The following is a 26,675-nucleotide window of genomic DNA, read 5'->3' as shown; positions in this document are numbered from 1 at the left end:
CGTTCCCCCGGCTGCAGGGATTGCCGTACGGGTTCAGCCGCCGTGACCGAACCCGTACGGCCCGATGAACTAAAAAACGGAGCCTGTCGCACCGCCAAGGTGTGGAAGCCCACCGAGTACGGCGACTACCCCGGCGGCAGCGCATCGCTGGTCTTCACCTACACCACACCCACCGCAACCAGCAGCAGCGGAGTGCCGGACGCGGTCAGCGGCCCGTCCCGCGTCACCTCCAAGACCCTGCAGTCGGGCACGGCCTATCTGGTCTCCCACGCCTACGCCGACGGTTTCGGGCGCGCCCGCGAGACGCAGACGGCGGCCCCCGGGGGCACCGGCCGCAACGTCGTCTCCACCCGCTACGACTCCTCCGGCAACGTCACCGGAACCTCCGCGGCCTTCTACAACTCCGGCACGGCGGGCTCCGGCATGGTGCTCCCGGCCGTGGCCGACCTGCCCTCGTACGGCGATGTGGTCCCCGACTGGGCGGGCCGCGCCACCGAGTCGAAGATCATGGTCAACGGCGTCAACCAGAGCGCGGGCCGGACACTGACCGCCTACCACGGCGACTACACCCGGGTCACCCCGCCGGCCGGCGGCGCCACCGACACCCACACCGACGTCTACGGCCAGACGGCCAAGGTGGTGGAGCACCACAACGGCGACACCTACACCACCGCCTACGGCTACACCGACCGGGGACAACTGGCGACGATCACCGACACGCTGGGCAACGTCACCACCTACACCTACAACTGGCACGGCGAGCGCACGGCCACCGACGACCCCGACGCCGGCTCCTCGACCACGGTGTACGACGCGGGCGGCAATGTGCGGACGGCCACCAACGCCGCCGGTGTCACGCTCACCCACACCTACGACGCGCTGAACCGCCTGGTCGAGACCCGCGAGGGCACGACCCTGATCACTTCCCACACCTACGACACCGCGACGAAGGGCAAGGGGCTGCCCGCCACCTCCACCTCCTACGCGGGAGGCGCCTACACCAGCGCCGTCACCGCGTACGACGCCCGGGGCCGCGCGCTTCAGAAGCAGCTCACCGTCCCCGCCGCGGCCGGAGAACTGGCCGGCACGTACACCGTCGGCCTGCACTACGACGCGGCCGGCCACGTCACGGCGACCGACTACCCGGCGATCGGCGGCCTGCCCGCGGAGACCGTCACCGCCCAGTACACCGACCAGGGCCTGGTCTCCACCCTGAGCAGCCCGCTGGCCACCTACGTCGCCGGCACCGACTACGACAACCTGGCACGGCTCACCGGCCGCACCTACGGCACCGAGGCCACCACCGGCACCACCGCCTCACGCGCCTACACCTACGACGACACCAACGGCACGAGCGCCCTGCGGACCGTCCAGGCCAGCACGAGCACCGGCGGACTGGTGCAGGACGACACCCTCGACCGCAACGACGCCGGCGTCCCCACCGCGGTGACCGACGGAGTGGCGGCCCAGCGGGAGTGCTTCCGCTACGACCCCCTCAACCGCCTCACCGCCGCCTGGACGACCGCCGCCGCCACCCAGTGCGCGGCCACCGGAACCCCCAACGCCGACTTCGCGGCTGGGCCCGACCCGTACCGGACGGAGTACGCCTACGACCCGATCGGCAACCTCCAGTCGGTCACCGACACCACCGCGTCCGGTTCGACCACCGAGGACTACCGCTACCCGGGGTACAACGGGGACGAGTCCGCCTACACCCCCGGCGCCGACCAGCCGCACGCGGTCGTCCAGGCGGGCGCCGACACCTACGCGTACAACGCGGCCGGGCAGCTCACCACGCGCACCACCGACGGCCTGACCTCCACCTTCGAGTGGAACGGGCAGAACCGGGTCCGGGCCGTCACCCAGCAGCACGCCACGGGCGACGAGGAGACTTCCTACGTCTACGACGCCGGCGGCAACCCGCTGATGCGCACCTCCGCCGAGGAGAGTGTGCTGTACCTCGACGGACACGAGATCCGCTCGACACCGGGAACCACCGGCACCCGGGCCACCCGCTACTACGTGTCCGGGCAGAACACCGTGGCGATGCGCGCGGCGAGTCCCACCGAGAGCGACGGCGTCCTCACCTGGCTGATGGGCGACGGCCAGGCCTCCACCCAGCTGATGATCCTCGCCGCCACCGGCACGGTCAGCCGCCGCCGCTACACCCCCTTCGGCGCCCAGCGCGGCACCACCGCCCTGCCGGGCGAAACCGACCGCGGATTCCTCGGCCGGCCCGAGGACGACACCACCGGCCTGTCCATCCTCGGCGCCCGCATGTACGACCCGGCCCTCGGCCGCTTCCTCAGCACCGACGAACTCGTCGCCCCGTACGACCCGCAGAACCTCGGCGCCTACATCTATTCCCGCAATAACCCCATCGCGTTCAGCGACCCCACCGGTCTGTGGTGCGACGGGTGCAACGGCGGCAACGGCTGGCCGGCTCCCGACGGATACACCGAGGAGGAGCCCTACACCCCCGAGACGATCCCCAATGCACCGACGGGCGGCGGTGGAAACGGCGGTGGCGGTGGTGGTGGAAGCGGGGGACCGCGTTTCATCGAGAGCGATGGCCTCGATTCCTCACGGTGCACCTATACGGGGAACGTCTGCAACAGTGGCTTCTGGGATATCCAATACACCGATTACCGGGGCAATTGGAGCGAACTGTGGCAGATGGGTAAGGAGCTCGTCCTGCCCGACATCGAGGCATGGGAAGCATGCCTGGCGGACCACCAACTGTCCGGCTGCGGCTGGGCCGCCCTGGATCTCCCCTGGTTCAAGGCGGTCAAGGGTGGAAAGGTCATCCTGAAAGGCGCCAAGAAGGCGGGCAACTGCCCCGTCCGCGGCCACAGTTTCCTTCCCGACACTCAAGTCCTTCTCTCCGACGGTACGCGCAAGGACATCGAAGACGTCGAGATCGGCGACGAGGTCGTGGTCACCGATCCGGAAACCGGCGAGACCACGACTCGGGTCGTGGTCGTCACCATCGTCACAGCGGACGACAAGAACTTCGTCGACGTGACGGTGACCACCGACGACGGCCCCGCCTCCCTCATCTCCACGGTGAACCACCCCTTCTGGTCGGAATCCGAGGCGCGGTGGATCGACGCGGGTGATCTGAAGGCCGGCACCACCCTCCGGACCCCCGACGGCGACAGCGCAACCGTCACCGCCACCCGCCACTTCACACAGCGCCAGCGCACCCACGACCTCACCATCGACGACATCCACACGTACTATGTGCTGGCGGGCGATACTCCCGTCCTCGTGCATAACTCCGGAGGCTGCCCTGATCTGGATGCGCTTTCGCAGAGTGGAATGCGTCCAGCAAAGGGGAAGACGACTCATGCAGGGCGTGAATACCAGAAGCATATGAACCGCGGAGATCTTCCTGTGGTTCCCGGCAAGGAGTTGAAGACTGCCGGGCAGGATTTGTTGGACGACGTTCTGACCAATCCGCAAACCACTAGGTCCGCTGTCAATTCTGGAAACTTCGCGGGCGGAACGCGGTATATCATGCCGGACCCTGCTGGTGGGCGCGGGATCGGTGCGACCTTCGACGCAAATGGACAGTTCCAATACTTCGGGCGGTACTAGGCATGTTGGTAATCGAGCCGTGGGATGCAAAGGCGCGCGGCGACGCTGGTCTCGCTGACCTTCGGGGTGCGATCGCGGGGGCGTCTGTGAGTGCGGTCCGCTACGTGGTGCCGCAAGGGGAAACCTGGCCCGAAGGGCACAGGGAGGATCGTGCTCATGAAGTCGACATGGCCGTTGAGCTGGTAATGAGTACCGGGGCTGGACTATCCCTGTCCTGGGCGATGGATGGTCTCAACGAGGGGATGGCGATCGAGTTTAGGAATCCTGGAGAGTCGGACGCCGACTTGCCAGGGGACACTGTCGACGTGAGCAACCATGTCGATTGGGAGAGGTTCCTTGGGGCGGATATTGTGGAAATCAGCCCTGCCTGGCACATTCCCAACGAAGGTTGCCCTGAAATACCCTGGGCGTATCGCCTCGGGTTCTCCAATAAGTCAAGCCTGGTTATTGCGCTAGGTGCGGCTGAGGGGGAGGGGTTCACGTATATGCCCGATGAGCTGATCGTGTTCTTCGACGAGAGTCTCGCAGCTTCCTATAGAATCCCGGCGAGTGATACTTCTTCACTCGGAAAGGTTGAACCGAGCCAGAGGATTCGGTAAGCGCCTGGTGCGGTACGGCTAATATCCGAGCCTCTCCATTTCTTGGGAGAATAGATCAAACAGGCCCCGCCGGAGTGATCTCCGGCGGGGCCTGGCGTCTTGCGACGGCAACGCTGACGGCAACGCCAGCGGACGATGCCTCAAGGCGACCCGCTGACGCGGGTCGCGCGCGGCACGGCCGCCCACCCGGCCCGCTCTCGGCTCCGCCACCGCGGGCCGGCCAGCGACCAGGCCGCGCAGAAACAGCGCAGCGTTGTGCCGGAAGCGCGGAGGAAGCCGGACGCGCCAGCACGGCGAGCGCCAGGCCGACGGCGAGACGACGGCGGGGAGTTGGCCGGGACGTGGGGCCGGTCGGCTCCGTGCGCTTTTACCCACCTCCCCGGGCCGGGGCCCGCGTCGGGCAAGGCCGGGGGGCCACTTGTTCAAATTCCGGGCAGGCTAACGACCTGCCCGAGTTGCCGGGCCAGCGTACGGCCCCCTGACCATGCCCGACCCCAACCCGGGCAGGACACCGGCCAAAGCCCACTCCACCGCCCTCAGGCGCGCAGCCGTCTGACGGCAACGCCGACGGCAACAGGCGTGAGCGCCTCGCTCACGATGTGGACGAATCGATCAGAATGAGGGTCGCGCAGCACAGGAATACGTCTAGGGAGACATTGGAATCCCTTCGGCGCGACCCCTGGAGCGAAGTCCGCGCGGCTGTGGACGACCGACTAGGCGGCGCCGGAGAATGCAGTCGTGATCGTTAAAAGTCTCGCTGCACGGGACGTGATCCCGGTTACGGGAGGTCGCAGTTGCAACGTGAGTGATGCAGTCTTCACTGCCGGTTCGACAACAGGCGGAGTAATATTCTCTGTCGTCCTGTTCGTTCTATTTACGGTCTGTGGATGGATAACCGTAATGAATTATGCAGGCGTCGCCTATCGTCTCTTTGATCACTTCTCGCGAGTCGTGTTCGTGGGGCCTGCCACCCCAGGTACCTTGCGGCTGGTGGGCGCGGGCATTGCCATGATTGGAACAGTAGGTTTGGCGGTGGAACTCGTTGAACTCTTCAGGTGATTACTTGATCAAGCGGTCGCTGGACAACTACGCCGCCGCTGGCCTCGACCACCTCGTGCGTGTCATGAAACGCAAGCTGAGAAGATCCAGTGGCGGTCCCATCTGATCGACGGCTGCCTCGCCGAGACCGGTCTGATCGCCGAGCCGCCCGCCATCGGGAGTTCAACCTCGGTATCTGGGCATCCCGGTTGAGTCGCGGAAAATGAAGGACCACTCTATGGTCGGTATGTGGATAACCGCGAGCTTCTTCTTCGTTGCCAGCTGGGTTCTTTTGCTGAATTATCAGCAGAGTGCGGACCGGCTTCATGGCTTCTTCGCTCGTCTAATCCCGTGGAGTGGTACGGCACCCGCCACCCCGAGAACGCTTCGGGCGGTGGCCGCGGGTTGGATTATCTTGGGAACACTTTTGGTTCTGCCAGATTTTTTGGGATTGTCCTAGAGGTCCAGCGCGCCGGTGTGGGGGCGTAGTGGTGACAAGGTGTAACCAGGTGGCGTTCTTCACTGGCTGGAGAGCCGGAGCCGCTGGTGGGAGATTGAATTGGGAGTCGGAGGCGACGTGTCGTGATTGGCCTATCCGGCGGGCCGTCCTACACGTACATTCGGAAGGTTGAAGTGGTGCGATCATTGTGGCAATCCGGGGACAGTGATTGGGCGAAGGAAGGGCTCTCCCTGGTGGGGGGAGTTTCCCTATTCTTTGGGATCGGAGGGGCTCTTCGTCGTTCTTGGCATTCGATACCTTGTGAATGAGAAGAAAACGGGGCGAGTGTGGTGAATGAAAAGCGAGTCATGTTAGAGTTCTCTCCCCGTGGTGAACGTGAGACTGGGCTGCTGATGCGATTCCTGGGCCTGGGTTTCATCGTCTTCGGAATGATTTTCATGGCAGGTGGGATTCTGGTGGCGCCCTGAATCGCCAGCGCTTTTTACGGGCTTCGCGGAATGGCTCGAGGCGCCAAACGTGGCCCTGGTGTTGGTCTCGGATCCTGGTTCGCTGCCATAGTCGCAGACACCGTGGCCGAGATAACGGACTTCAATAACTATGCGAGAGGGTTTCCTCGTGCCGGACCGTGACGGGTATCTTGCCATCCGTTCCCGTAGTGCGGTGACCTTCAATTTTGGTGCCAGGCTCCCTGATCAGGTTTTCAGAGAGGGCGCGCGAGACTCGTTGTTCTGTGAATTCGACGTGGTTCTCGCTCCGGAAATATGGCCAGCGCTCTGCATGATGACACCGCCGGGCATCCCAAGCCCTCGGGGACATAGAAATCACTACAGTCCGGCTCAAGAACTAGCAGTTCGATATGGTCATCTCCGTGCCACCGGGCCATCGAAGCCGATCGCAGCCCAGTACTCTTTCTCACTGGCCTCGACCGACAGAGGGCCTGCGGGCGCTCCGGTCCAGCGGTCGGAGCCTTGCTGCCGAGGCCGAGTGAGAAGCAGTTCAGGCAGTTTTTGGAAAGCATGGTGATTGTTAGGCTCCCGCGTATGGGGGACCTTGCACAGACCGGCGGAGCTGCGCATCTCTGGCTCAGCCGTCCGTTCGGTGTGGTCATAGCGCTTTTCGCGCTGCTCCTCACGTGGCTCAGTGCCGGCACGGCCGTTGTGGTGTCGGACCCGTGGGCGCTTCGGGCAAGGCCGGCATCGAGTACTGCGGGGGTGCGGGCACGCGGAGTGATCCCTACCTCTGCAGGGGCCCCATAACTGCGGACGATGGCCGTGTGCTCGGCACCTACTCCAACAGACGAGATGACGACCTGCGCGTGGGCGACACACTCGCTGTCCGGGACTCGCCGAGCGGCTGGGTCCGCGAGAACAGTTGGACCAGAGGGTTCTCCGTGCTGATGGCTTCCGTGGGCATGGCCCTGCTCGGTCTGGGCATCACCATGGCGGGACCACGTTCTGGTCCATCCCGTGGCGGCACCGCCGAGCCGCAGATCCGTATGACCATGCCGCTGAGGATCCTCGGGGGGCTTGGCGTCATTGGGGCCGTCGCCGGGTTCGTCCTGCTGGCGGGAGCGTGATCACCAACTCTGGAGAGCGCCGGGCTCAACGGGGCTGAGCAGGGGCCCCGGTGACCGGGTCACTGGTGACGACCTCGGTCTCGTAGAAGCAGAAGTGGTCCCTGATCTGCGCCACTTCGGTTTTGGGGTCCGGGTAGGCCCACACCAGGTCCGGGGCTTCTGGGCGGGACCAGTACACGGCGTCGCCCTTGAACGGGCAGTGGGTGCTGGTGTCCGACGGGGTGAGGAGGTCCGTCCGGACGTCCTCCGGCGGGAGGTAGTAGCGGACCGGGCAGCCGGTCTCGCGGAGCAGCAACGGGCGGCGGCTCTCGGCCAGCACCTGCCCGGCGTGCGTGACGCGGACGTGTGCCGTGCCCTGTTCGATCGTGATGCGGTGTCCTGCGGTCACGGGGACTCCTTCGTGTGGGGCTGCGGGCAACGGGCTATGGGGCTACGAGGCGGGAGCAGGCGGGCCGCGGTCCCGCCCGGCTCTCGTCTTCCGACAGCAAGCCGGCCGCGTTCCTTCTTCCCCGCAGGTCCGGCGGCCCGGCGACCCGGCGGCCGGAGAGCGGCCGTGCGTCGCCCGTGCGGCAAGCTGGGGCCCATGACTGCACATCTGATCACAGGGGCCGGATCGGGCATCGGGGCCGCCGTGGCGCGGCGGCTGGACGAGCGCGGGGACGAGCTGTGGCTGCTGGCGCGGGACGCCGGGCGGGCCCGGGAGCTGGAACGGGCGTTCCCCGGGGCGCGGATGCTCGTCGGTGACCTCGCGGCCCCGGAGAAGCTGTCCTGGGCGCTCAGCCACCAGGAGGTGCCGGAGCGACTGGACTCGCTCGTCCACTCCGCCGGTGTGGTGGAGCTCGGCACCGTCGGCGAGCTGACCCCCAAGGCGTGGAACCGGCAGCTCGCCGTCAACCTCGTCGCGCCGGCCGAGCTGACCCGGCTGCTGCTGCCGCAGCTCCGGCTGTCCCGCGGCCATGTCGTCTTCGTCAACTCCGGTTCCGGGCTGCGCGCCAACCCGGACTGGTCCGCTTACGCCGCGAGCAAGCACGGGCTGAAGGCGCTCGCGGACTCCCTGCGCGCCGAGGAACACGGCAGCGGCGTACGCGTCACCTCCGTCTACCCGGGCCGCACCGCCACGCCCATGCAGGCGAAGGTCCACCAGCACGAGGGCAAGACGTACGAGGAGGGGCGCTGGATCGCGGCGGAGTCGGTCGCCACCACCGTCGTCACGGCGCTCACCCTGCCCCGGGACGCGGAGATCACCGACCTGTCGGTGCGCCCCGGCCACTGAGCGCCGGACGCCGTGCCGTGCGGGGCTGTCCGCTCCGGGCCCCGCACCGGGCCGTCCGTCCGCACGGCCCCGCCCCGGTGACGCAGTCGCCGCCGGGCCCGAACCGGTGCCCACGCGCCCCGCTGCCCGCCCCGGGCTCCCCGTCGCGCGAGGGGTCGTCTCGTACGCTTCACCGCGTGAGCGAGAAGAGCAGGTTCATCTGGGGTACGGCGGCCGCGACCGGGGTCGGGTCCATGCCGGGCGGGGACGCGCGCGAGGCGGCGAAGACGGTCACCGGATCGCTGGAGGCGTTCCCGCATCTGCCGGAGCTGCCGGCCCGCGGTCCGGGCGCCGACATGCTGGGCCGCACCATCGGGCTGCTGGCCGAGCTGTACGCGCACGTCGAGCCCAGCGGCTGGCGGCTGAGCGACCGCCCGGGCCGCGACACCCGGCGCGCCCGCTCCTGGATGGGGGAGGACCTCGACGCGCTGGAGGAGTTCACCCAGGGGTTCGAGGGCCCGCTGAAGGTGCAGGCCGTCGGCCCGTGGACGCTAGCGACGGGGCTGGAACTGCGCGGCGGCGAGGCGGTGCTGAGCGACGCCGGGGCCTGCTGCGACCTGGCCGCCTCGCTCGCCGAAGGACTGCGCGGCCATCTCGCCGAGGTGCGGCGGCGGGTGCCCGGCGCCGAGGTGGTGCTCCAGCTGGACGAGCCGTCGCTGACCCGGGTGCTGAGCGGGCGGGTGCGGTCGGCCAGCGGCTACCGCACCTACAACGCCGTGGACCGGGCCGTCGTCGAGGGGGCGCTCCGCGAGGTGTTCGCGGCGGCCGGTGGCGCGCCGGTGATCGTGCACTCCTGTGCGCCCGAGGTGCCCTTCGCGCTGCTGCGGCGGGCGGGGGCCACGGGCATCTCGTTCGATTTCTCGCTGCTCACCGAGCGTGACGAGGAGTCGATCGGGGAAGCAGTGGAGGGAGGGACGGCGCTCTTCGCCGGAGTCGTGCCGGGCACCGACACCGCGTTGTCAGACCCTGCCCTTAGTGTCATGGGTGTCAGAACGCTGTGGCGCAGGCTGGGGCTGTCGCCGGGGAGTCTCGCCACATCCGTGGCGGTCACCCCGTCGTGCGGTCTCGCCGGTGCCTCACCGGCCTACGCGCGCTCGGCGCTGGCGCACTGCGCCCGGGCGGCGAGGTCGCTCGCGGACAACCCAGAGTGACGGCCGCGGCGCGGTGCGGGGGACGGTCGAGCGGTACGGGGAAGGACGGCGCGACGGCCCGGGCGGCACCACGGCACGGCGCATGACGGCACGGCGGGAAGAGGCGGCGACCGCACAGGGCGGGCGGCGTACGGCGGCGACGGGAGGACGGCACGGTGGCCGGTGAAGAGCAGGCGGTGCAGGCGGTCGCGGAGACGGGATCGACGGTGCCCCCGGAGGCCCGGGAGCGGCACCAGCGGCTGGCGGAGGAGGTCGAGGAGCACCGCTTCCGCTACTACGTGAAGGACGCCCCGGTCGTCAGCGACGCCGAGTTCGACCGGCTGCTGCGCTCCCTGGAGGCGCTGGAGGAGGAACACCCGGAGCTGCGCACCCCCGAGTCGCCCACCCAGAAGGTGTCCGGGGCGTACGAGACGGAGTTCACCGAAGTCGAGCACCGCGAGCGGATGCTCAGCCTGGACAACGCCTTCGACGACGAGGAGCTGGAGTCCTGGGGCGACCGCATCGCGCGCGAGCTGGACGGCACGGACTATCACTTCCTCTGCGAGCTCAAGATCGACGGCCTCGCCGTCAACCTCACGTACGAGCACGGCCGGCTCACCCGGGCCGCCACCCGCGGCGACGGCCGCACCGGCGAGGACATCACGCCCAACGTCCGCACCATCGCGGACGTCCCCGAGCGGCTGAGCGGGGAGAACATCCCGGAGCTGGTGGAGATCCGCGGGGAGGTCTTCTTCCCGATGGAGCGGTTCACCGAGCTCAACGCCCGGCTGGTGGAGGCCGGCAAGCCGCCGTTCGCCAACCCCCGGAACGCCGCCGCCGGCTCGCTCCGGCAGAAGGACCCCAAGATCACCGCCAGCCGCCCGCTCCACATGGTGGTGCACGGCATCGGCGCCCGCGAGGGCTTCTCCATCGACCGGCTGTCGCAGGCGTACGACCTGCTGAGCGCCTGGGGCCTGCCCACCACCCCGCACGCGAAGGTGGTGGACTCCCTCGCCGGGGTCCGCGAGTTCATCGCGTACTACGGCGAGAACCGCCACTCCGTGGAGCACGAGATCGACGGCGTCGTCGTCAAGGTCGACGAGGTGCCCCTGCAGGGCCGGCTGGGCTCCACCTCGCGCGCGCCGCGCTGGGCCATCGCCTGGAAGTACGCGCCCGAGGAGGTGAACACCAAGCTGGTGGACATCCGGGTGGGCGTCGGCCGCACGGGGCGGGTCACGCCGTACGCCGTGGTCGAGCCGGTCACCGTCGCCGGCTCGGAGGTCGAGTTCGCCACCCTCCACAACCAGGAGGTGGTCAAGGCCAAGGGCGTCCTCATCGGGGACACGGTCGTGCTGCGCAAGGCCGGGGACGTCATCCCGGAGATCCTCGGCCCGGTGACGGACCTGCGGGACGGCAGCGAGCGGGAGTTCGTGATGCCCGCCGAGTGCCCCGACTGCGGCACGCCGCTGCGCCCCATGAAGGAGGGCGACATCGACCTCCGCTGCCCCAACGCCCGCGCCTGCCCCGCGCAGCTCCGCGAGCGCGTGTTCTACCTGGCGGGCCGCAAGGCGCTGGACATCGAGAACTTCGGCTATGTGGTGGCCACCGCGCTCACCCAGCCGCTGGAGCCGGCCGAGCCGCCGCTGCGCGACGAGGGCGACCTCTTCGACCTGACGGTGGAGCAGCTGCTGCCGATCAAGTCGCACGTCCTCGACCCGGACACCGGGCTGCCGAAGAGGGACCCGAAGACCGGCGAGCCCAAGGTCGTCACCTTCTTCGCCAACCAGAAGGGTGAGCCGAAGAAGAACACCCTCGCCATGCTGGAGAACATCGCCGCGGCCAAGGAACGCCCGCTGGCCCGGATCATCACGGGCCTGTCCATCCGCCATGTGGGCCCCGTCGCGGCCGAGGCGCTGGCCCGCGAGTTCCGCTCGCTGGACCGGATCGCCGAGGCGGACGAGGAGGAGCTGGCGGCCGTCGAGGGCGTCGGGCCGACCATAGCCGCCTCGCTCAAGCAGTGGTTCGCCGAGGACTGGCACCGCGAGATCGTGGAGAAGTGGCGGGCCGCCGGGGTGCGGATGGCGGAGGAATCCGGCCGGGACGAGGGCCCCCGTCCGCTGGAGGGACTCACCGTCGTCGTCACGGGCACGCTCTCCTCGCACACAAGAGATGGCGCGAAAGAGGCGTTGCAGATCCGCGGGGCGAAGGTCACCGGTTCCGTTTCCAAGAAGACGGCCTTCGTCGTGGTAGGTGACAACCCCGGCTCCAAGCACGACAAGGCGGTCCAGCTCAAGGTCCCCGTGCTGGATGAGGAGGGGTTCGCCGTTCTGCTCGAACAAGGTCCCGACGCGGCCCGTGAAGTCGCACAGACATCCGCCGAGTAGCCGTCACATGACACCCGTTCGGCGCATACCAGACGCTTCGGTGTGCCTGGTCCGCATTCGGGCAACCGCTGCGGATCGCTGCCCGTCCGGGCGCCGGGCAGCCTACTGTTGAGGGTGTGCGCCCGCCGTGCGGGGCCGTGTGGTGGGAACTCGTGGGCGACGGTACCGCGACCGGTGTCACCGGGCGTCCGGCTCACGATCCACCCCGGACCGGCCCGGACGGGGGCGGGCACCGCCGGCTGTGAGAGGACGGGAATGAAACCGACCGACAGCGCTGACTCGGCGTCAGGGGGACGCCGGGCCACCGCGCCCGCGCTGCTGCCGACGGCCACGGTCGCCGTGGCCGCGTGCGCGCTGGCCGCCGGCGTCTGCCGGGTGCTGCTGGGCGGGAGGGCGCTGTTCCCCTCCGGCGCCGCCGGCTGGTCCCTCGCGGTCCTGACCGGCGTCATCGTGGGCCATCTCGTGGCGCTCGGCCGCGACCGCTGGTGGGGCGGCACCGGTTCCGGCGCCGCCCTCACGCTCGCCGTGCTGCTGCTCTACGGCTGGGTACCGGCCGTCCTGGTGAGCCTCGCCGTGGTCGTCCTGGTCAGCGCCGCCCGGCACCAGCGCTGGAGACAGGGGCTGCTCCACGGCTCCGTCGACATCCTCGGCATCGGAGCCGCCGCCCTGGTGCTCGCCGCTTTCGGTGTCTCCCCCTCGGTGGAACGGCCCTGGGAGCCCTCCGAGTGGGGCGTCCTCGTCCTGCCCGAACTCGTGCTGGCCGCCCTGAGCTACCTCCTGGTGACCCGCGTCCTCCTCTGGTACTGCCTGGCCCCCCGCACCCACGGCCTGCCCAGCGCCGCCCGGACGGCCCTCGTCCGGCAGGCGCTCGTCGGCGTCGCCCTGCTCGGCATCGCCCCGCTGATCTGCGTGGTCGCCGTCGAGATGCCCGTCCTCCTCCCGCTCTTCTCCGTTCCGCTGATCGCCCTCGACTCCACCCTGTGGATCGCACGCGCCCGCGCCGAGGAGCAACTGCGCGACCCGCTCACCGGCCTGCCCAACCGCCAGTGGCTGCTGGAGCGCACCTGGTCCGCGCTGGACGACGCCGAGCGCGTCGGCGCCCGCGCCGCGCTGGTCCTGATCGACCTCGACCGCTTCCGCTCCGTCAACGACACCCTCGGCCACCTCGCGGGCGACCGGCTGCTGCTGCAGATCGCCGAGCGGCTCAAGCTCGCCCTGCCGCCCGGCGCCGAGGCCGCCCGCCTCGGCGGCGACGAGTTCGCCGTCCTGCTGCCCGTCGCCGACTCGACGACCAGCGCCCAGCGCACGGCCCGCCAGCTCGTCGGCGAACTCGGCTCGCCGCTCGACCTCGACGGGCTGACCCTCGTCCTGGAGGCCAGCGCCGGCGTCGCCGTCTTCCCCGACCACGCCCTGGACGCCGAGGACCTGCTGCGCCGCGCCGACGTGGCGATGTACCAGGCCAAGCGGGACCGCAGCGGCTGCGAGGTCTACGAGGCAAAACGTGACGGCAACACCCCCGACCGGCTGGGACTCCTCGGCGATCTGCGCCGCGCCCTGGACGCGGGCGACGTCGAACTGCACTACCAGCCGAAGGTGGGCTTCGACGGCCGGGTGCGGGGGCTGGAGGCGCTGGTGCGCTGGGTGCACCCGGAGCGCGGCCGGGTCAGCCCCGACGAGTTCATCGCCATCGCCGAGTCCTCCGGCCTGATGCCCCATCTGACCGAGTACGTCCTGGAGACCGCCCTCCGCCAGGTCGCCGCCTGGCGCCGGAAGGGCCTCATGGTGCCGGTCGCCGTGAACGTCTCGCCGCGCGACGTGCACACCCCCGGCTTCGCCGGCTCGGTCGCCGCCCGGCTCGCCCGGCACGGCGTCCCCCCGTCCGCGCTCCAGCTGGAGATCACCGAGCACGTCCTGCTGGAGGACCCGCAACGTGCCGCGGACACCCTGGCCGGGCTCACCGGGCACGGCGTCAAGATGTCCCTCGACGACTTCGGCACCGGCTACTCCTCGCTGGTGCACCTGCGCCGGCTGCCGGTCAGCGAGCTCAAGATCGACCGGTCCTTCGTGGCCCGGCTCGCCGTCGACAACGAGGACGCCGAGATCGTCCGCTGCACCGTCGACCTCGCCCACTCCCTCGGACTGCTCGTCGTCGCCGAGGGCGTGGAGGACGACGAGACCTGGGAACGGCTGCGGGACCTCGGCTGCGACGCCGTGCAGGGCTGGCTGGTCGCCGCCGCGATGCCGCCGGACGAGACCACGGCCTGGCTGCGGCTGCGGGGCGAGAGCGGCTGGCAGCGCGGCGAGCCGACCGTCCGCTCCGAGCCGGTCCGCCCGGAGTTGCCGGTGCGGTCCGAGTCCTCCCTCCGCGCGGAGCCTCCCGCCCGCAGGGAACCGGCCCGCCCGAGCCGCCGCGCCACGACCCGGCCCGCCCCGAACCGGCGCGCCCCGAGCCGCACCGTACGGAACCGGCCCGCCCGGAGTCCCTCCGCCCCGAGTTGGCCGCGGCCCCGCTCCCGCGCCCACCCCGGAACGGACGGAGTGCCCCGCCCCGCGCAGGGCCTCGGCCGCCCGGCAACGAGGAGCGCGCCGCCGGAGGGCGCCGACCGCCCCTCGGAACAACGGGTCACCTGACACACCGGCCACCGGGCCACCGGCGGCACCGGTCACCCGCCCGGAGCGCCCTGCCGCACCCGGCCCGCGGGCACCGTCCGGCGGCCCGCGCCAAGGGGTTTCGCCCCGGACCCGCCGACCGCCATAGGATTGGGCGGATAACCCACACACCAAACCCTGAGGATCGCTGAATGCCTGGCATCACGCGCGAGGAGGTCGCCCACCTCGCCCGGCTGTCACGTCTTGAGCTGAAGGACGAAGAGCTCGACCACTTCGCCGGACAGCTCGACGTGATCATCGGCGCGGTCGCCCGCGTTTCCGATGTTGCCGACGAGGATGTACCGCCGACCTCGCACCCCCTGCCGCTGACGAACGTCATGCGCGCCGACGAGGTCCGCCCGTCACTCACCCCCGAGCAGGCGCTCTCCGGAGCCCCCGCGCAGGAGCAGCAGCGTTTCAAGGTGCCGCAGATCCTGGGGGAGGACTGACCATGACCGACCCGACCAGGCTGACCGCGGCACAGACCGCGGCCGCCATCGCCTCCGGCACCCTCACCGCCGTCGAGGTGGCCGAGGCCCATCTGGCCCGGATCGAGGCCGTCGACGAGAAGGTGAACGCCTTCCTCCACGTCGACCGCGAGGGCGCGCTGGCCCGGGCCCGCGCCGTCGACGAGAAGCGCGAGCGCGGCGAGGCGCTCGGCCCGCTCGCCGGCGTCCCGCTGGCCCTCAAGGACATCTTCACCACCGAGGGCGTCCCCACCACCGTCGGCTCCAGGATCCTGGAGGGCTGGCTGCCGCCGTACGACGCGACGCTGGTGAAGCGCCTCAGGGACGCGGACATCGTCGTCCTCGGCAAGGCCAACATGGACGAGTTCGCGATGGGCTCCTCCACCGAGAACAGCGCCTACGGCCCCACCGGTAACCCCTGGGACCTCACCCGGATCCCCGGCGGCTCCGGCGGCGGCTCCGCGGCCGCGCTCGCCGCGTACGAGGCCCCGCTGGCCATCGGCACGGACACCGGCGGCTCCATCCGCCAGCCCGCCGCCATGACCGGCACCGTCGGCGTCAAGCCGACCTACGGCGCCGTCTCCCGCTACGGCATGGTGGCCTTCTCCTCCTCCCTCGACCAGGGCGGCCCCTGCGCCCGCACGGTCCTGGACGCGGCCCTGCTGCACGAGGCGATCGCCGGGCACGACCCGCTGGACTCGACGTCCATCGACCGGCCGGTCCCGCCCGTGGTCGAGGCCGCCCGCAGCGCCGATGTGAAGGGCCTGCGGGTCGGCGTCGTCAAGGAGTTCGCCGGCGAGGGCTACCAGGCCGGCGTGATGCAGCGCTTCACGGAGTCCGTGGAACTGCTGCGCGAACTGGGCGCCGAGATCACCGAGATCTCCTGCCCCTCCTTCGACAAGGCGCTCGCCGCGTACTACCTGATCGCCCCCTCGGAGTGCTCGTCCAACCTGGCCCGCTTCGACGCCATGCGCTACGGCCTGCGCGTCGGCGACGACGGCACCCGCTCCGCCGAGGAGGTCACCGCCCTCACCCGTGAGGCGGGCTTCGGCGCCGAGGTCAAGCGCCGCATCATGCTCGGCACCTACGCGCTCAGCTCCGGCTACTACGACGCGTACTACGGCTCCGCGCAGAAGGTCCGCACCCTCATCACGCGGGACTTCGAGAAGGCGTTCGAGCAGGTCGACGTGCTGGTGTCGCCGACCTCCCCGACCACCGCCTTCCCGATCGGCGAGCGGGCGGACGACCCGATGGCCATGTACCTCGCCGACCTGTGCACCATCCCGACGAACCTGGCCGGCAACGCCGCCATGTCCCTGCCCTGCGGCCTGGCGCCGGAGGACGGGCTCCCGGTGGGCCTGCAGATCATCGCGCCCGCCATGGCCGACGACCGGCTCTACCGGGTCGGCGCCGCGGTCGAGGCCGCGCTCACCGCCCGCTGGGGGCACCCGCTGCTGGAGGAGGCACCCGCACTATGAGCAGTTTCTCCAAGGCCAAGGGCTTCAAGAAGTCCCGGGCCGGTACCTATCTGTCCATCGGCACCACACTCTTCGGCGCCGTGAGCGTGCTGAAGCAGGTGAAGACCGCCCGGAGCGAGAACGACACGCTGATGCTCGCCGACGCGGTGGTCTCCGCCGCCGCCATCGTCACCGGTGTGGCCGTCCTCGTCCGCGAGCTGCGCCGCCTCGGCGACGACGACGTCCTGCTGGGCTGAGAGGGAAGAGTCCGTGACCGTCACTGAACTGGTGTCGTACGAGGACGCTCTCGCGTCCTACGACCCCGTCATGGGCCTGGAGGTCCATGTCGAGCTCGGCACCGCCACCAAGATGTTCTGCGGGTGCTCCACCGCCCTGGGCGCCGAGCCCAACGCGCAGACCTGCCCGACCTGCCTCGGCCTGCCCGGCTCGCTGCCGGTCGTCAACGCGACCGGCGTCGAGTCGGCCATCCGGATCGGCCTCGCGCTCAACTGCGAGATCGCCCCCTGGTGCCGTTTCGCGCGGAAGAACTACTTCTATCCGGACATGCCGAAGAACTTCCAGACCTCCCAGTACGACGAGCCGATCGCCTTCAACGGCCATCTGGACGTCGAACTGGAGGACGGGGAGGTCTTCCGGGTGGAGATCGAGCGCGCCCACATGGAGGAGGACACCGGCAAGTCCCTCCACGTCGGCGGCGCGACCGGCCGCATCCACGGCGCCGTCCACTCCCTCCTGGACTACAACCGGGCCGGCATCCCGCTGATCGAGATCGTCACCAAGCCGATCGAGGGCGCCGGCGAGCGGGCCCCCGAGGTCGCCAAGGCGTACGTCGCCGAGCTGCGCGAGCTCATCCGGGCCCTCGGCGTCTCCGAGGCCCGGATGGAGATGGGCCAGATGCGCTGCGACGTCAACCTGTCGCTGCGCCCGCACGGCACGAAGACCTTCGGCACCCGCTCCGAGACGAAGAACGTCAACTCGCTGCGCAGCGTCGAGCGGGCCGCCCGGTTCGAGATCCAGCGGCACGCCGCGGTGCTCTCCGCCGGCGGCACGATCGTCCAGGAGACCCGCCACTTCCACGAGGACGACGGCTCCACGACCCCCGGCCGGGTCAAGGAGGAGGCGGAGGACTACCGCTACTTCCCCGAGCCCGACCTGGTGCCGATCGCCCCGGCGAAGGAGTGGATCGAGGAGCTGCGGGCCGTCCTGCCCGAGCTGCCGCGGCTGCGGCGGCAGCGGCTCAAGGCCGAGTGGGGCCTGAACGACCACGAGATGCGGTCGGTGCTCAACGCCGGCGCGATCGGGCCGATCCTCGCCACGATCGAGGCGGGCGCCCCGGCCGACCAGGCCCGCAAGTGGTGGATGGGCGAGCTGGCGCGCCGGGCCAACGAGGACGGCGTCGAGCTGACGGCCCTGCCGATCACCCCGGAGCAGGTCGCCCGGGTCTCGGCGCTCGTCGCGGAGGGCTCGCTCAACGACAAGCTGGCCCGCCAGGTCATCGAGGGTGTGCTGGCCGGTGAGGGCGACCCGGACGCGGTCGTCGAGAAGCGCGGCCTGAAGGTCGTCTCGGACGAGGGCGCGCTCGGCGCGGCGGTCGACGAGGCCATCGCGGGCAACGCGGCCATCGCCGACAAGATCCGCGGCGGAAAGGTCGCGGCGGCGGGCGCGCTGGTCGGCGCGGTCATGAAGGCCACCCGGGGCCAGGCGGACGCGGCGCGGGTCCGCGAGCTGATCCTGGAACGGCTGGCTCCGCAGGACTGACGGGACGCCCGGCCCCGGCCAGGTCCCGCCCGGCGGCGTCCGGTGAGGGGCGGTTCTCCCGAGAGGAGGGCCGCCCCTCCGTCGTGCGCCCCCCGTGGTGCGCCCTCGTCGTGTGCCCCTTCGCCGTGCCGCCTTCCCAGCGCGCCGCCGGCCCGCGGCGTCCGGTCCCGGCCGCCCCGCCGGTCGGCGTATTCCCTGGTCGGAGCTGTGTGACCCGGTTCACCGCACCCCTGTGAGTTCCCGCACAGAGGCCCTGTTGATCTCCCTCTCCTGTGAGAGTGGAAAACGCCCATCCAGTGCTCTTTGGGGTGTTATCCGCTCCGATCGGCGCTGTCCCCGCACCCAGGGAGTTCCTCCACATGGCCGCTCTGGCCCGCTGGTGCATCCGGCGCCGTTTCGTCGTCATCCTGCTCTGGCTGCTCGCCCTCGGAGGGACGGCCGTCGCCTCCACCCTGGCCGGCTCCGCCTTCTCGGACGACTACGAGATCCCCGGCACCGAATCCGGACGGGCCGCGGCCCTGATGGAGAAGAACTTCCCCGGGCAGGGCGGTGACCGCGCCACCGTGGTCTGGCACACCGACCGCGGGACCGTACGGGCCGAAGCGGTCGAGGAGCGGATGACCGAGACCCTCGACGAGATCGCCGGCCTCCCCGGCGTCACCTCCGTCAGCGGCCCCTACGGCCCCGCCGACACCGGCCGCATCAGCCCCGACGGCCGGACCGCCTACGCCACCGTCGGTTTCGACGCCGCCTCCGGCGAGACCGGAGCGGCTCAGGCCGAGCGGCTCGTGGCCACCGCCGAGGCCGCCGAGGCCGCCGAGTCCCCCGGGCCCGCCGAGGCCGCCGGATCCGGTGGAGCCTCCGGGGACTCCGGGGCCGTGGAGGAGAGCGGACTGCGGGTCGAGACCGGCGGCTCCGCCATCGCCAAGCCCGGCGAGACCGGGGGCCACACCGCCGAGTTCGTCGGACTGGCCGTGGCCGCCGTCGTCCTCCTCCTGGCCTTCGGCTCGCTCGCCGCGATGGCCCTGCCCCTGGCGACCGCCCTGGTCAGCGTGGGCACCGGCTATCTCGGCATCGGCCTCCTCGGACATCTGATGCCGGTCGCCGACTTCGCCCCCATGCTCGGGCTGCTCGTCGGCCTCGGCGTGGGCATCGACTACGCGCTGTTCATCGTCACCCGGCACCGCCGCGGCCTGCGCCGGGGTCTGTCCGTCACCGAGGCCGCGACCCGGGCGGTGGCCACCTCCGGGCGTGCCGTCGTCTTCGCGGGCGGCACGGTCTTCATCGCGCTGCTCGGCATGCTCGTCCTGCGGCTGGAGTTCCTCAACGGTGTCGCGGTCGCCGCCTCGCTGACCGTCCTGCTCGCCGTGGCCGCCTCCGTCACCCTGCTGCCGGCCCTGCTGAAGCTGATCGGCCACCGGGCGCTGGGCCGCCGCGAGCGGCGCCGGCTCGCCGAGCACGGCCCCGAGCCCGAGCAGGCCACCGGGTTCGCCGTCCGCTGGTCGGCGTTCGTGGAGCGGCATCCGCGGATCCTCGGCGCCGTGGCGGTCGCCGTCATGGCGGTCCTCGCGCTACCCGCCCTCGGCCTCCACCTCGGAACCTCCGACCAGGGCAACCACCCGGCCGGCTCCACCACCCGGCAGGCGTACGACCTGCTCGCCGACGGCTTCGGTCCCGGCACCAACGGCCCGCTGACCCTGGTCTCGGAGATCGGCGGCCCCGCCGACCGGGCCGCCTTCGACCGGCTCCCCGGCGAGCTGCGGGCCACCGACGGCGTCGCCGCCGTCACCGGCGCGACCACCGACCGCGACGGCGGCACGGGCGTCATCACCGTCGTCCCCGAGACCTCCCCGCAGGACACCGCCACCTCCGAGCTCGTCGAGCGGCTCCGCGGCGACGTGCTGCCCGAGGCCCAGGACGGCACCGGCCTGCGTACCCACGTCGGCGGCCCCACCGCCGGCTACGACGACTTCGCCTCCGTCATCACGGCCAAGCTGCCGCTCTTCATCGGCACCGTCATCGCCTCCGGCAGCCTGCTGCTGCTCCTCGCCTTCCGCAGCGTCGGCATACCGCTGAAGGCCGCGCTGATGAACGTCATGGCCGTCACCTCGTCCCTGGGGATCGTCACCGCGGTCTTCCAGTGGGGCTGGGGGAGCGAGCTGCTGGGTCTCGGCGCCGGGGGGCCGATCGAGCCCTTCCTGCCGGTGATCATGGTGTCGGTGCTCTTCGGGCTCTCCATGGACTACCAGGTCTTCCTGGTCAGCCGGATGTACGAGGAGTGGCGCCGGACCGGGGACAACCGCCGCTCGGTCCGGGTCGGGCTCGCCGAGACGAGCCGGGTGATCAACTCCGCCGCCGTCATCATGATCGCCGTCTTCGGGTCCTTCGTCCTCACCGGCGACCGGATCATCGCGATGTTCGGCATCGGGCTCGCCGCGGCCGTCGCCCTCGACGCCTTCATCCTGCGCACCCTGCTGGTGCCGGCGCTGATGCACCTGCTCGGCGGCGTCAACTGGTGGCTGCCGCGGTGGCTGGACCGGCTGCTGCCCCGGATCAGCATCGAGGCACCGGACGACGAGGAGCACGCGGAGGACGGGGCGCACGAGCCGGAGGGGCCGGAAGGGCCGGAGGGCCCGGGCGGTCCGGGCGAGGACGGGCCCCGGCAGCCCGACGAGCCGCGGGGCCCCGGCACACCGGAGACCCCGCCGGTGCCGGAACCGGGCATCCCCGGCCCGCGGCACCCCGCCGACACGGCCGTTCCCGTACCGGCCGGGAGGACCTCCGTGGTCGCCGGGCCCGCCGCACCCGGCACGATGCCCTAGGCGGAGACGACGGCCGCATCCGCCGGGGCCGCGGGACCACGCGGCCTAAGGCTCCCGTCCCGGCAAAGATCGGGCAGCGTCCCGATGCGGGGGGCTCCCCGGAGAACGAGGGTGGAGGCACACCACCGAACCCTCGAACGGGGAGCCACACATGTTCGACTACGAACTCCACCGGATCCAGCAGGCGGAACTGCTCCGGGAGGCCGCCGAGCGCCGGCTCGTCCGGCAGGTCCTCAGCGCCCGCCGCTCCGCCCGCCGGGCCGCGCGCCGCTCCGGCCGTCCCGGCGGCGACCGGGACGCCCCCTCCCCGGGCGGCGGGCGTCCGGCCGCGTCCGGCACCCGGCGGCCGGGCGGATCCGCCCTCGCCCACCGCGCCTGACCGGCGCCCCGGCGGGAAAAGCGGTGCCCCGATGTCGGACCCCGGTGCGATGCTGTACGGCGTGGAAGTCACCGCCATCAGCCCCGTGTTCGTCGGCCGCGCCGGCGAGCTGGCCACGCTCACCGGCGCACTCTCCCGCGCCGCCGCCGGAGAACCGCAGACCCTCCTCGTCGGCGGTGAGGCCGGAGTGGGCAAGACGCGGTTGCTGGAGGAGTTCCTCGCCCTCGCCCGGCGGGAGGGAGCCGTCACCGCCGTGGGGGGCTGTCTCGAACTGGGCGCGGACGGACTGCCGTTCGCGCCCTTCGCCACGGCTCTGCGCGCCCTCCACCGGCAGCTCGGCGCCGATCTCGAACGGGCCGCCGCCGCCGCGAGCCCGACCTCGCGCGGCTGCTCCCCGACATGGCGCCGCCCGAACCCCCGCCCGCCCCGGTGTGCACGGCGGCAGCCCGCACACGAACGGCGCCCACGCCGCCGCCGGGTACGGCATCGGAGCCCGGGAGAGCCACGACCAGGAGGGCCGGGCCCGGCTGTTCGAAGTCACCGCCCAGCTTCTGGAGCGGCTCGCGGTCGACCGCACCCTGGTCGTCGTCATCGAGGACCTGCACTGGGCCGACCGCTCCACCCGCGAACTGCTCGGCTATCTCTTCCGCTCCCTGCAGAGCTCCCGGCTCGTCCTGCTCGCCAGCTACCGCGCCGACGACATCCACCGCCGCCATCCGCTGCGCCCCTTCATCGCCGAGCAGGACCGGCTGCGCACCGTCCGCCGCATCGAACTCCCCCGGCTCAGCCGCGAGGAGGTGCGCCGCCAGCTCACCGGCATCCGCGGCAGCGAACCGGACCGCCGCCTCGCCGACGAGATCTTCGAGCGCTCCGAGGGCAACCCGTTCTTCGTCGAGGAGCTGGCCACCAGCGACTACGCCTCCTGCGGCCTCAGCGACTCCCTGCGCGACCTGCTGCTGGTCCGGGTCGAGGCGCTGCCCGAGCCCGCCCAGCGCATCGTCCGCACCGCGGCCCGCAACACCACCGTCGAGTACGCCCTGCTCGCCGCCGTGACGGGCGCGGACGACGACGAACTCATCGAGGCCCTGCGCGTCGCCGTGGGGGCCAACGTCCTGGTCCCCACGGACGAGGGCGACGGTTACCGCTTCCGGCACGCCCTGCTGCGCGAGGCGATCCTCGACGATCTGCTGCCCGGAGAACGCTCCCGCCTCAGCCGCCGGTACGCCGAGGCGCTGGAGGCCGATCCCTCGCTGGTGCGCGCCGAGGAGCGGGCCGCCCGGCTCGCCGGCTACTGGTACCGGGCGCACGAACCGGCCAAGGCCCTGCCCGCGGTGCTCGCCGCGGCCGGCGAGGCCCGCCGCCGGCACGCGTACGCCGAGAAGCTGAAGCTGCTGGAACGGGCCATGGAGCTGTGGGACGAGGTCCCGGCCGAGCAGCGGGAACAGCTGCCGGAGCTGGGGTACCCCGAGTCCTACCCCTCCTGCGGCTGCGAACCGGAGCGGCCCGGCTGCCACCCGCACTTCCTCGACCTGCTCGCCGAGGCCGTGGTGGCCGCTCGGTGGGACGAATCCCTGGAACGCGCCCTGACTCTCGCGAAGAAGGCGCTGAAGCTGGTCGACGAGCGGCAGGACCCGGTCCGGGCCGCCTGGTTCTGGATGCAGCGCTCCAAGCTGATGACGGGCATGGGCCGCGGGGACGGCTGGGCCGAGATCGCCCGGGCCCAGGAGCTGGTCCGCGGCCTGCCGCCGTCCGCCGTGCACGCCGACGTCCTGGCGCTCGCCGCCACCTGGCACAGCATGCACGTCTCCGACACCGACACCCTGCCGCTGGCCGAGCGCGCCGTGGAACTGGCCGGGCTGGTGGGCGCCGAGGAGGTGCGGCTCTCCGGCCGGGTGACGCTCGCCTGGCTGCGGGCCGGTGCCGGCGAGGAGGAACGGGGCATCGCCGAGATGTACGCCGTCCGCGAGGAGGTGGACCGGCGCCCCTTCCCCCGGGTACTGGGGCGGGTGCACGGCAATCTCGTCGACCTGCTGCACAAGGCGGGGCGTTCGGCGGAGGCCGTCGAGGCGGCCCGGCAGGGCATCGCCGTACTGCACCGGCACGGCCTGCACAACGCCGCCGCCTTCACGGCGGGCAACCTCGCCGAGGCGCTGCTCGCCCTGGGCGAGTGGGACGAGGCCGCCGCCGTGCTCGACGAGTACCGCGGCCGGGTCCACAGCTCCCGTTCGCTCGCCTCGATCGCGCTGCACGATGCCGGTCTCGCCCTGGACCGGGGCGCGTACGACCGGGTGCCCGGACTCATCGCCGCCTGCCGCTCCCACCTCGGCCGGAACGACATGGAGCCGCAGTACGAACTGCCGCTCGCCGAGGCCGAGATACGCCGGGCGGCGGCCGCCGGGCGGTTCGGCGAGGCCCGCGCCGCGCTCGACTGCGCGCTCAACCTGCTGCCCCTGCTCGGCCAGGAGCCGTACGTCTGGCAGCTCCTGGTGGCCGGTGCCGCGATGGCCGCCGACAGCCGCGGGCTGCCCGGCACCGACGAGGCGGCCGACCGGGAGCTGGTCGAGCGGCTGCGGCTCGCCGCCCGGGGCGTCGCACACCGCTCACCGCTCTGGGCCGCCTGGTCCCGGAGGTTCGACGCCGAACTGGCCCGTGCCCGGGGCCGGCACGCCCCCGTCCTGTGGGAGGAGGCGGTACGGGCCTTCGAGCCGTACGGCTATCCGTATGTCTCCGCCTGTCTGGGGTTCCGCTGGGCCGAGGCGCTCCTCGGCGCCACCGGTCCCCACGAGGGCCCCGGCCGGCAGATGCGCGAGGAGCGCCGCGAGGAGGCCCGGAGGACGGCCGCCGGTCTGCTGGCGCGGGCGCACGCCACCGCGCTGCGGCTCGGCGCCCGCCCGCTCCGCGAGGACGTCGCCGTACTCGCCCGCCGGGCCCGGCTCACGCTGCCCGACGCCGGACCGGAGGCCCCGGCGGAAGCCGCCGTCCCCGCCCCCCGGGAAGCGTGCGACCCGGCCACCGAGCTGGGGCTGACCCCACGGGAGCGGGACGTCCTGCGGCTGGTGACGGCGGGGCACAGCAACCGCGCGATAGCCGGCGAGCTGTTCATCTCCCCGAAGACCGTCAGCGTCCATGTCTCGAACATCCTGGCCAAGCTCGGGGTGTCCGGGCGCGGGGAGGCGGCGGCCTTCGCCCACCGGATGCGGATGTTCGCGGAGCCCGATCCGGAACACGCGCGCTGAGGGCCGGAGTAGGTGAACCGCAGCCCGCGGGCCGGTGGACGCGGCGGGCCCGGCGGATGGGCGGGGACGAGGCAGGTCCGGCCGGGCCTGCCGAACCGGCCGCGGCTCAGGCCGTACCGCTCCGGGGCGGCCGGATCAGCACGCGGCCGGAGGCCAGGTCCACCGGCCCCCGGCCCGGATCGGAGTCGCCGGCGTCCTGGACGACCAGTTCGAGGCGGTTGCGCTCCTCCTCGGTGTGCGCCCGGCCGGGCGTGAACAGCTCTTCGAGGGCGTTGAACATCAGCGCCTCCCCATCGTCGGTCCCGCTCGAAGTGTCCCGCCCGGGAGCCCGCCGCGCGGTGACCGACCCGGCCCCGCCGCGCGCCACCCGTGATCTACCGCCCGTACGGCCCTCGCATGCGCGTCCGGGCGGGCGCCCGGGGAACCGCCGGGAGTCCCGGGGCCCGGGAACGGCCGGGGAGGGCCCGGCAGTACGCGGCCCGGTGGCCACGGGGGCCCAGGGTACTGCCGGGGACCGTCAGGAGACCTCGAGCCGGAGGATCCGGTCGTCGTTCTCCCCGGGGGAGCCCCGGCCGTCGGTCTCGCTGGTCACCAGCCACAGATCACCGTCGTCCGTGGCGACGACCGTCCGCAGCCGGCCGTACTCACCGGTCAGGAACTCCTGCGGCTCGGCCACCGGGCGGGTGCCGTTCAGCGGAATCCGCCAGAGTCGCTCGCCCCGGAGGCCCGCCATCCAGACCGAGCCCTTGGCCACGGCGATACCGCTCGGCGAGGCCTCCTCGGGCCTCCACTGCTCGACGGGCTGGGTGAAGCGCTCCCCGCCCCCCTTGCCCTCCACCTCGGGCCAGCCGTAGTTCTTCCCCGCCTCGATCAGATTGAGCTCGTCCCAGGTGTTCTGGCCGAACTCCGAGGCCCAGAGCCGCTTCTCCGCGTCCCACGCCAGCCCCTGCACATTGCGGTGGCCCCAGGAGTAGACGGCCGAGCCGGACTCCGGATTGCCGGGCGCCGGTTCCCCGTCCGGGGTCATCCGCAGGATCTTGCCGCCGGGCGAGTCCTTGTCCTGGGAGAGGCCCTCCTCGCCGCTCTCCCCGGTGCCCGCCCAGAGCATCCCGTCCGGGCCGAAGGCGATCCGGCCGCCGTTGTGGACCACCCCCTTGGGGATGCCCTTGAAGACCGTGTCCGGAGCGCCGAGCTGGCGGCCCTCCGGCTTGTCCGGGGAGTAGAGCATCCGCACGATCCGGTTGTCCGAGGCGGTGGTGAGATACGCGTACACCATCTCTTCGTCCTTCGGCACGGCGATACCGAGCAGTCCGCCCTCGCCCGCCGCGGCCACCCCCGGAACCGTGCCGATCTCGGTCTTCTCCCCGCTGTCCGCGGCGATCCGGAAGATCTTGCCGGCGTCGCGGGAGGACGCCAGCAGGTCGCCGCCGGGCAGCGGGGCCAGCCCCCACGGGGTGTCCAGGTCCTCCGCCACGGTCTCCACCACCTTCACGGACCCCTCCGCAGGAGGCGGGGAGGCGGACGCGGAGGGATCGGCGGACCCGTCACCCGAAGAGGCGGGGGGCGGGCCCGTACGGTCGCCGGAGCCGCCGTCCTCGGAGGAGCAGCCGGTGGTGAACACCAGCGCGGCCGCGGCCAGCGCGGCGGATACGGTCACAGCGGGACGTCGGCGCACAGCTTGCGGTCCTCTCCGTTCGGGTCCGGTACGGCGGGGCGGGTCCACCGCACACCTGCTCAACCGCCCCGCGCCCCTCAGGTTCCCCGCCGGAGCGGACCGTAACGCCGGG

At 71.6% G+C, this 26,675-nt stretch carries 17 protein-coding genes and 2 pseudogenes; 16 read left to right on the top strand and 3 right to left on the bottom strand.

Translation table 11 applies throughout. The annotated features are described in order from the left end of the window. Positions 1-42: 42 nt before the first annotated feature. The 4 genes from E4N63_RS09330 (at position 43) to E4N63_RS09315 (ending at position 7,273) form a co-directional block, all read left to right on the top strand. On the top strand, positions 43-3,600 hold the full coding sequence (locus E4N63_RS09330; RefSeq protein ID WP_230240398.1) for a polymorphic toxin-type HINT domain-containing protein: 3,558 nt from the start codon (positions 43-45) through the stop codon (positions 3,598-3,600). A 167-nt stretch (positions 3,601-3,767) separates the two neighbouring features. After that, complete coding sequence (locus E4N63_RS09325) at positions 3,768-4,199, top strand: hypothetical protein (RefSeq protein WP_230240397.1); 432 nt, start codon at positions 3,768-3,770, stop codon at positions 4,197-4,199. A gap of 801 nt (positions 4,200-5,000) precedes the next feature. Then, positions 5,001-5,258, top strand: coding sequence for a hypothetical protein (locus tag E4N63_RS09320; RefSeq protein ID WP_230240396.1), 258 nt, complete (start codon positions 5,001-5,003; stop codon positions 5,256-5,258). A gap of 1,712 nt (positions 5,259-6,970) precedes the next feature. Further along, positions 6,971-7,273 (top strand): hypothetical protein, encoded by a 303-nt coding sequence (locus E4N63_RS09315; RefSeq protein WP_230240395.1) that lies wholly within the window; start codon positions 6,971-6,973, stop codon positions 7,271-7,273. A gap of 25 nt (positions 7,274-7,298) precedes the next feature. Here E4N63_RS09315 and E4N63_RS09310 read toward each other — a convergent pair whose 3' ends face one another. Then, the gene (locus tag E4N63_RS09310; RefSeq protein WP_230240394.1) at positions 7,299-7,661 is read right to left on the bottom strand and encodes a DUF427 domain-containing protein; all 363 of its coding nucleotides are present in this window, start codon (positions 7,659-7,661) and stop codon (positions 7,299-7,301) included. Positions 7,662-7,856: 195 nt separating this feature from the next. Here E4N63_RS09310 and E4N63_RS09305 point away from each other — a divergent pair, with 195 nt between their 5' ends. The 12 genes and pseudogenes from E4N63_RS09305 to E4N63_RS30540 all read left to right on the top strand — a co-directional run bounded on the left by E4N63_RS09305 (position 7,857) and on the right by E4N63_RS30540 (position 24,888). Then, positions 7,857-8,546: an SDR family oxidoreductase gene (locus E4N63_RS09305; protein ID WP_230240393.1), complete on the top strand. Its 690-nt coding sequence runs from the start codon at positions 7,857-7,859 to the stop codon at positions 8,544-8,546. Positions 8,547-8,722: 176 nt separating this feature from the next. After that, the gene (locus tag E4N63_RS09300) at positions 8,723-9,736 is read left to right on the top strand and encodes a methionine synthase (RefSeq protein WP_308188669.1); all 1,014 of its coding nucleotides are present in this window, start codon (positions 8,723-8,725) and stop codon (positions 9,734-9,736) included. Positions 9,737-9,891: 155 nt separating this feature from the next. Next, entirely contained in the window at positions 9,892-12,099 is a 2,208-nt protein-coding gene (ligA, locus tag E4N63_RS09295; protein ID WP_374112727.1) for an NAD-dependent DNA ligase LigA, read from the top strand. Between the two features lie 255 nt (positions 12,100-12,354). Then, positions 12,355-14,397: pseudogene (locus E4N63_RS09290) on the top strand (putative bifunctional diguanylate cyclase/phosphodiesterase); the annotation flags it as partial. Positions 14,398-14,900: 503 nt separating this feature from the next. Next, a complete protein-coding gene (gatC, locus tag E4N63_RS09285) occupies positions 14,901-15,197 on the top strand; it encodes an Asp-tRNA(Asn)/Glu-tRNA(Gln) amidotransferase subunit GatC (RefSeq protein WP_019709903.1) in 297 nt (98 codons plus the stop codon). A 2-nt stretch (positions 15,198-15,199) separates the two neighbouring features. Continuing rightward, positions 15,200-16,693 (top strand): Asp-tRNA(Asn)/Glu-tRNA(Gln) amidotransferase subunit GatA, encoded by a 1,494-nt coding sequence (gene gatA, locus E4N63_RS09280; protein WP_230240391.1) that lies wholly within the window; start codon positions 15,200-15,202, stop codon positions 16,691-16,693. Beyond that, entirely contained in the window at positions 16,690-16,929 is a 240-nt protein-coding gene (locus E4N63_RS09275; RefSeq protein ID WP_125626507.1) for a hypothetical protein, read from the top strand. The genes gatA and E4N63_RS09275 overlap by 4 nt, the downstream gene beginning before the upstream one ends. A 13-nt stretch (positions 16,930-16,942) precedes the next feature. Beyond that, positions 16,943-18,451, top strand: a complete 1,509-nt coding sequence (gene gatB, locus E4N63_RS09270) for an Asp-tRNA(Asn)/Glu-tRNA(Gln) amidotransferase subunit GatB (RefSeq protein ID WP_230240390.1) — start codon at positions 16,943-16,945, stop codon at positions 18,449-18,451. A gap of 359 nt (positions 18,452-18,810) precedes the next feature. Continuing rightward, a complete protein-coding gene (locus E4N63_RS09265) occupies positions 18,811-21,273 on the top strand; it encodes an MMPL family transporter (protein WP_125626505.1) in 2,463 nt (820 codons plus the stop codon). A gap of 151 nt (positions 21,274-21,424) precedes the next feature. After that, entirely contained in the window at positions 21,425-21,652 is a 228-nt protein-coding gene (locus E4N63_RS09260; protein ID WP_125626504.1) for a hypothetical protein, read from the top strand. A 31-nt stretch (positions 21,653-21,683) separates the two neighbouring features. Next, a pseudogene (locus E4N63_RS31455) lies at positions 21,684-21,974 on the top strand (ATP-binding protein); the annotation flags it as partial. A 109-nt stretch (positions 21,975-22,083) separates the two neighbouring features. Further along, entirely contained in the window at positions 22,084-24,888 is a 2,805-nt protein-coding gene (locus tag E4N63_RS30540; protein WP_374112726.1) for a LuxR C-terminal-related transcriptional regulator, read from the top strand. A 106-nt stretch (positions 24,889-24,994) separates the two neighbouring features. Here E4N63_RS30540 and E4N63_RS09245 read toward each other — a convergent pair whose 3' ends face one another. Continuing rightward, positions 24,995-25,168, bottom strand: a complete 174-nt coding sequence (locus E4N63_RS09245; protein ID WP_019706272.1) for a DUF6191 domain-containing protein — start codon at positions 25,166-25,168, stop codon at positions 24,995-24,997. A gap of 237 nt (positions 25,169-25,405) precedes the next feature. Continuing rightward, positions 25,406-26,545 carry a sorbosone dehydrogenase family protein gene (locus E4N63_RS09240; RefSeq protein ID WP_230240389.1) on the bottom strand — a complete coding sequence of 380 codons (1,140 nt, stop codon included), beginning with the start codon at positions 26,543-26,545 and terminating at the stop codon, positions 25,406-25,408. Between the last annotated feature and the right edge of the window lie 130 nt (positions 26,546-26,675).

The organism is Streptomyces sp. MNU89, from assembly GCF_020982505.1.
GTDB lineage: Bacteria > Actinomycetota > Actinomycetes > Streptomycetales > Streptomycetaceae > Streptomyces > Streptomyces xinghaiensis.
The sequence above is the reverse complement of the archived record's forward strand: the minus strand, read 5'-3'. Positions and strand labels throughout refer to the sequence as shown.

What these genes read in the sequence shown, in the direction of transcription:
- E4N63_RS09265 (WP_125626505.1), top strand. Translation starts at nt 18,811, where the DNA reads ATGGCCGCTCTGGCCCGCTGGTGCATCCGGCGCCGTTTCGTCGTCATC.
- gatA (WP_230240391.1), top strand. Translation starts at nt 15,200, where the DNA reads ATGACCGACCCGACCAGGCTGACCGCGGCACAGACCGCGGCCGCCATC.
- E4N63_RS09275 (WP_125626507.1), top strand. Translation starts at nt 16,690, where the DNA reads ATGAGCAGTTTCTCCAAGGCCAAGGGCTTCAAGAAGTCCCGGGCCGGT.
- E4N63_RS09245 (WP_019706272.1), bottom strand. Translation starts at nt 25,168, where the DNA reads ATGTTCAACGCCCTCGAAGAGCTGTTCACGCCCGGCCGGGCGCACACC.
- E4N63_RS09325 (WP_230240397.1), top strand. Translation starts at nt 3,768, where the DNA reads ATGGCCGTTGAGCTGGTAATGAGTACCGGGGCTGGACTATCCCTGTCC.
- gatC (WP_019709903.1), top strand. Translation starts at nt 14,901, where the DNA reads ATGCCTGGCATCACGCGCGAGGAGGTCGCCCACCTCGCCCGGCTGTCA.
- E4N63_RS09305 (WP_230240393.1), top strand. Translation starts at nt 7,857, where the DNA reads ATGACTGCACATCTGATCACAGGGGCCGGATCGGGCATCGGGGCCGCC.
- E4N63_RS09260 (WP_125626504.1), top strand. Translation starts at nt 21,425, where the DNA reads ATGTTCGACTACGAACTCCACCGGATCCAGCAGGCGGAACTGCTCCGG.